The sequence below is a fragment of the Frankia sp. CoBUL1 genome (assembly GCF_978021245.1).
This window is the reverse complement of sequence record NZ_CDXDOS010000220.1, coordinates 1-5,709: the sequence shown is the minus strand read 5'-3', so window position 1 is coordinate 5,709 and position 5,709 is coordinate 1. Positions and strand designations below refer to the sequence as shown.

Sequence of the window (5,709 nt, the reverse complement as noted above, 5' to 3'; positions counted from 1 at the left end):
CAACCGAACAGCCACGCTGGGACGCCGTGCCCGACCACCCGGCGCGGTCAGCCACGCCTGCAACCGACCCAGCCCACACCGGAAATCCTCACCTCAGAGAGCTCGTCCGGCGGCGTTCTCTCGATCCCGTGCGGGACCCGGCGCAGGTGCGTCAGCTCGTTCACGAGGTGCTCGCCGACTATGAGGAACGGGCCCTCGTCAGTGACCTTCCCCCGGTCGTCGACCGGGACGTCACCGCCCGGCTGGTCTATGACGCGGTTGCCGGGTTCGGGCCGCTGCAACGCCACCTCGACGACCCGACTGTGGAGGAGGTCTGGATCAACGAGCCGGGCCGGGTATTCGTCGCCCGGGCCGGTCGCAGCGAGCTGACGACGACCATTCTGACCGCCGATCAGGTCCAGGACCTCGTCGAGCGGATGCTGAAGTCCTCGGGCCGGCGGGTGGATCTCTCGACCCCGTTCGTCGACGCCATGCTTCCGGATGGTTCCCGGCTGCACGTGGTCATCCCCGATGTCACCCGGGTGCACTGGTCGATCAACATCCGTAAGTTTGTGCTGTCCGCGTCGAGCCTGGACGAACTGGTCGGTCTCGGGACGATCACGCTGGCAGCGGCCGCCTTTCTGGACGCCGCCGTCGTCGCCGGCCTCAACATCATCGTTGCGGGCGGCACCCAGGCCGGCAAGACGACCATGCTCAACTGTCTCGGCTCGGCCATCCCGGCCCGGGAACGGGTGATCAGCTGCGAGGAGGTGTTCGAGCTGAAGCTGCGGGCCGCCGACTGGGTGGCGATGCAGACCCGGCAGGCCAACCTGGAGGGCAGCGGGGAAATCCGGCTGCGCAGGCTGGTCAAGGAGGCCCTGCGGATGCGCCCGGACCGGCTCCTGGTCGGCGAGGTTCGCCAAGAGGAGGCGCTCGACCTGCTGATCGCGCTCAACTCCGGGCTGCCCGGTATGTGCAGCCTGCACGCGAACTCGGCTCGCGAGGCCGTGACGAAGCTGTGCACCCTGCCCCTGCTCGCCGGCGAGAACGTCAGCCACGCCTTCGTGGTGCCCACCGTCGCCGCCAGCGTGGACCTCGTCGTCCATCTGGAGAAGGACGTCTCGGGCCGGCGCCGCGTCACCGAGGTCGTCGCGCTGCCCGGCCGGACGGAGGGGGATGTCATCGAGATTGCCCAGATCTACCGCTCGCGCGCGGACGGACTGGTCCGCGCCGACGGCTTCCCGCCACATCCCGAACGGTTCGCCCGCGCCGGCTACGACCTGCCCGCCCTGCTGGCCCAGAGCGACCATGATTACCATCATCATCGGCCTGGCGGGGGCTGGCCCGAGATCGCCGTGGAGCGCTGACGGGCACCTTCCTCGGCCTGCTGTTCGGTCTGGGTCTGTTCCTTATCGTCACCAGCGGCCGGCCGCGGTTCCCGGCCTGGTCGGCGACGGCGCGCTGGGAACGGTCGACGAGCGACCTGCTCGCCCAGGCGGGCATCCGCGGCGTGACCCCTCGCCAGTTCGTCATGATTAGCCTGGGTCTGGGCCTGTTGGTCGGCCTGGTCGTCCTGGCATTCACCGAGACCGTGTCGCTGGCCGGCGCCTTCGTCGTGTTTGCGAGTCTGCTGCCCCGAGCCCTCGTGGTCCGCCGGCGGCATGCCCGCAGGCATGATCTGCGGGAGCTGTGGCCGGACGTCGTCGACAACCTGTCCAGCGCGGTGCGGGCCGGGATGTCGCTGCCCGAGGGCCTGGCCGCGGTGGGGGTGCGGGGGCCGGTGCAGCTGCGACCGGCCTTCACCCGGTTCGGCGAGGACTACAGCGCCACCGGGTCGTTCTCGGCCTGCCTGGACCGCCTCGCCGACGAGCTCGCCGATCCGGTGGCCGACCGCATCATCGAGTCGCTGCGGATGGCCCGGGAGGTCGGCGGGACCGACCTCGGCCGGCTGTTGCGCACGCTGTCCACCTTCCTGCGGGAGGACGCCCGCACCCGCGCCGAGCTTGAGACGCGGCAGAGTTGGACGGTGAACGCCGCCCGACTCGCGCTCGCCGCCCCCTGGATCGTGCTGCTCCTGCTGGCCACCCGGGGGCAGAACGTGCGGGCCTACGACAGCCCGACCGGGGTCCTGGTGCTCGTGGTGGGCGGCGCCGTGTCGGCCCTCGCCTACCTGCTCATGAAGCGGATCGGCCGGTTGCCGGAGGAGGGCCGGGTGCTGCGCGGGGGAGCGGTAGCCGGCCGGGGGGCGGGATTATGACCACGGTCGCCAGCGGTGCGCTGATCGGGTTCCTCGTCGGGCTGGGCCTGGTCATCATCGTCTACCGCTCCCCCCGGGCCCGGCGCATCCACCTCGCTGACCGAATCGATCCCTACCTGCGGGACACCCCCACACCCTCGAGGCTGCTCGACGACCGGCCGCGGGGGGTGCTGCGGCCGGGCCTCGCCGCGGTCGAGGCGCTCGCGCGCCCGTTACTCGCGGACGCCGCCGGTCGACTCGACCGTTTCCTGGGGGGCCGGGCCGTCCTGCAACGCCGGCTGACCCAGGCCGGCGGACGGACCAGCATCGAGGAGTTCCGCGTCCAGCAGGTCATCTGCGCGGCCAGCGGGGCGCTGATCGGCGCCTTCCTGCTGGCGCTGCGCGCGCTGCTCGGCGTCGGCCCGCCGGCCCTGGTCAGTGTCGCCTTGATCGTCGCTGGCACGGCCGGTGGGGTGGTGGCCCGGGACTACTGGCTGTCGCGGGCGATCTCCGAGCGCGAGGACCGGATGCTGCTGGAGTTCCCGACGATCGCGGAGCTGCTGGCGCTCGCGGTGACCGCGGGGGAGTCGGCCATCGGGGCGCTGGAGCGGGTCAGCCGGTTGACCCACGGCGAGCTTGGGCGCGAGCTGCGGCTTGCGCTGGCCGACGCCCGCGCCGGGGCCACCCTCGTGCAGGCGTTGGAGGGCATCGCGGCGCGCACGGCGTTGGCGCCCCTGGTGCGGTTCGTCGACGGGATGGCGGTCGCGATCGAACGGGGGACGCCGCTGGCGGACATCCTGCGCGCGCAGGCCGTCGACGCGCGTGAGGCGGGCAAGCGGCAGCTGCTGGAGGCCGGTGGCCGCAAGGAGATCGCGATGATGATCCCGGTCGTGTTCCTCGTCCTGCCGACGACCGTGATCTTTGCCTTCTACCCGGCCCTGGTGAGTTTCACCGTGATCGCGCAGTGAGTGCCCGGGGGCGCGCAGGTGGCCGCCCGCGGGGTGGACACGCCCGTCCGGCGAGGTCGGATCAGCCAGCCTGAAGGAGGAGACATGGGACGAACAGGGCAGGCCGTGAAAGCGAGATGGCGGGCCTGGCGGTCAGCCGTCGCAGCGGGCAGCCGCCATGATCGCGACCGGGGGGACGTCCCTGGCTGGGTCATGATAACCGTCATGACGGCGGCGCTGGTGGTCGCGATCGCCACCCTGGCGACGCCCGCTCTGCAGAACCTGTTCACCTCGGCCATCAACTCGGTGTCGGGTATCGGCGGTGGCGGCTGAGCTCGCGGCCGCCGCGGGGCCGGACGGGATCGACGGCGGCCCCAGGGGAACCGGGCACCGACCGGACGCGGTCGAGGACGGCGTCGAGGATGACGCCTCGGACGCGGCTGACGGCGGATCGGCCGTCGTCGAGTTCATCCTGGTGGGGACGTTGTTGCTCTTCCTGATCCTGGGGATCATCCAGGTCGGCCTGGTGCTGCACATCCGCAACACGCTCGCGGCGGACGCCGCGGAGGGAGCCAGGCACGCGGCCAACCTCGGCGTGCCGGCGAGCGAGGGCGGTCCCTACGCCCAGACCCTCATCGCGCGGACCATCCCGGGACGGTCCGACGCCGTCTGCACCGGGGCGCAGGTCGACGGGCCGGGTGGCACGCCGCTCGCGGAGGTCACCTGCCGGGTTGCCGTGCCGCTCGTCCTGGTCCCGCTGGGCGACGGCATCACGATCACGGTGAAGGGCCATGCGCTCAAGGAACTGCCGTGACGAGGGGTGGCGTGGCGGGAGATCGGGTCGCGAGGGCGATCCTGCACTCCCTGCCGCGGGCGATCCTGATGATCAGGACAGGTTGTGTGGCTTTCGTGCGCTGCGTCGGTCGCATAGGCCGCGTTGTCGGGCCCGGACAGGCAGGCCGGGCGACAAGGGCCGACGACGGTTCGGCGATGATCGAATTCGTTGGATTGTCCGTCGTGCTGCTCATCCCGTTCGTCTACCTGTTCCTGTGCGTCTTCGCGGTGCAGCGCGCGGCGTTCGGGGTGACCCAGGCCGCCCGGGAGGCCGGGCGGGCGTTCGCCACCGCGGACAGTGAGACGCAGGGCTTGGACCGGGCGCGGCTCGCCGCGCAGCTCGCCCTCGCCGACCAGGGCGTCCCCGGCGCGCCACAGGCCCGGTTCGCTCCCGAGGGCGCCGACTGTGGTGCGGGGGATCCCGGAGACGGCGCGGCAACCCTGGAGCCGGGCGCGTCGTTCGTCGTCTGTGTCCGTACGGTCGTGGCGCTGCCGGGAACCGGCGCCTTGTTCTCCGGCATTACCGATGTCACGGTCAACGGCCAGTTCACCGTGGTCATCGACCAGTTCCGCGCCGACCGGCGGGAAACCCAGCCGTAGCAGAGATTCGCGCGTTCACGGAGTTACGCGGGATCGCAAGGTTTTACGGGGTCCGGTGGACTTTTTGGCGGCGAGGGACTTGTCCAGCTCGGGGAGCAACTCGGCTCGGCGCGCCAGGTCGGCGAATTTGGGGGAGCAGAGTACGGTCTGCGGTCCTGAACCGTGACTGGTTCCCCAAAACTCGGCCGCCACGCGATGTCCACCACGTCCGTGGACTCCACTGATGTCGATCCGCGCGGACACCCGGCCGTTCTTGCTGGGCTCTGGCTATCGGCGTCTGCCGGCCCACTGCTGTATGAGGGCTGCGGCGGCCTCGTGGTCGATGGTAACTCGGTTGCTGAGTACGGCGTGCGCGGCGGCGAGTTTCCCGACGAGCTTGTCGATGAATGCATGTGTGTCATCGCGGCTGAGGTTTCCCTCGGTGATGATTTTTGTGTAGCGGACGGTGTCGACGATGGCGGACTTCACCCGTTCGTGGGAGAGGTAGGTGTCGAGGTCTGACTGCCATCCCTCGGTGGCCGGACCGTTGACAACGGAGGTCCACCCATGGACGAGTGCGGCTGACTCGTCGGGCTGGTAGCTCATCTTGTGCAGGTGGACCGCAAGATCATAGACCGGATCGCCCCAGAGGGCGAGTTCCCAGTCGAGGAAGTAGGCTCGGCCATCCGAGATGATGATGTTCTTGCGGTGGATGTCGGTGTGGAGAAGGCGGAAAGGCCGCGGGTGCAGCGTCGTCCATCGACTGTTGATCTCGGTGAGCGCGTCGATGGGGATGCCGAACTCGGCGTACAGATCGCCGAAGTCGGGGAGGAACCGGGAATGCACGCCTGCGGTGACAGCGGACAGGCGGCGGGCGAAGTCGGCGGTCCGCCCGTCCGCCGGCCAGCCTGGCGGCGATTGCGGCAGGCGTTCGCGCGGGACGAGGCCGAGCTGCCCGAAGAGTTCCACGACGTCGCCGATGACGTGGTCGGGGACGCGGGTGCCGCGTGGTGCGGTGTTGTCGAGGAGCTGACCGGGAAGGAATTGGGTGCAGTTCGGCTCAGGTGAGATCGTCAGGGTGACGGTCGCCAGGTGGTGGGCTGGCGTTGATCAATAAGAGGGCTCCTTCTCGTT

6 protein-coding genes are annotated in these 5,709 nt (G+C 70.3%); 5 read left to right on the top strand and 1 reads right to left on the bottom strand.

Annotated features, from left to right (window positions below; translation table 11 throughout):
• The first annotated feature begins 128 nt into the window (after positions 1-128).
• From AC08OX_RS14185 to AC08OX_RS14165, 5 genes are all read left to right on the top strand, one after another.
• Entirely contained in the window at positions 129-1,346 is a 1,218-nt protein-coding gene (locus tag AC08OX_RS14185) for a CpaF family protein (protein WP_476608261.1), read from the top strand.
• Positions 1,347-1,489: 143 nt separating this feature from the next.
• Positions 1,490-2,236: a type II secretion system F family protein gene (locus AC08OX_RS14180; protein ID WP_476608259.1), complete on the top strand. Its 747-nt coding sequence runs from the start codon at positions 1,490-1,492 to the stop codon at positions 2,234-2,236.
• The gene (locus AC08OX_RS14175) at positions 2,233-3,183 is read left to right on the top strand and encodes a type II secretion system F family protein (RefSeq protein ID WP_476608258.1); all 951 of its coding nucleotides are present in this window, start codon (positions 2,233-2,235) and stop codon (positions 3,181-3,183) included. The genes AC08OX_RS14180 and AC08OX_RS14175 overlap by 4 nt, the downstream gene beginning before the upstream one ends.
• Before the next feature lie 301 nt (positions 3,184-3,484).
• On the top strand, positions 3,485-3,976 hold the full coding sequence (locus AC08OX_RS14170; protein ID WP_476608257.1) for a TadE/TadG family type IV pilus assembly protein: 492 nt from the start codon (positions 3,485-3,487) through the stop codon (positions 3,974-3,976).
• A gap of 176 nt (positions 3,977-4,152) precedes the next feature.
• Positions 4,153-4,596, top strand: a complete 444-nt coding sequence (locus AC08OX_RS14165) for a hypothetical protein (RefSeq protein ID WP_476608256.1) — start codon at positions 4,153-4,155, stop codon at positions 4,594-4,596.
• Positions 4,597-4,863: 267 nt separating this feature from the next.
• Here the strand turns inward: AC08OX_RS14165 and AC08OX_RS14160 are convergent, their stop codons facing one another.
• Positions 4,864-5,646, bottom strand: coding sequence for a phosphotransferase (locus AC08OX_RS14160; protein WP_476608260.1), 783 nt, complete (start codon positions 5,644-5,646; stop codon positions 4,864-4,866).
• Between the last annotated feature and the right edge of the window lie 63 nt (positions 5,647-5,709).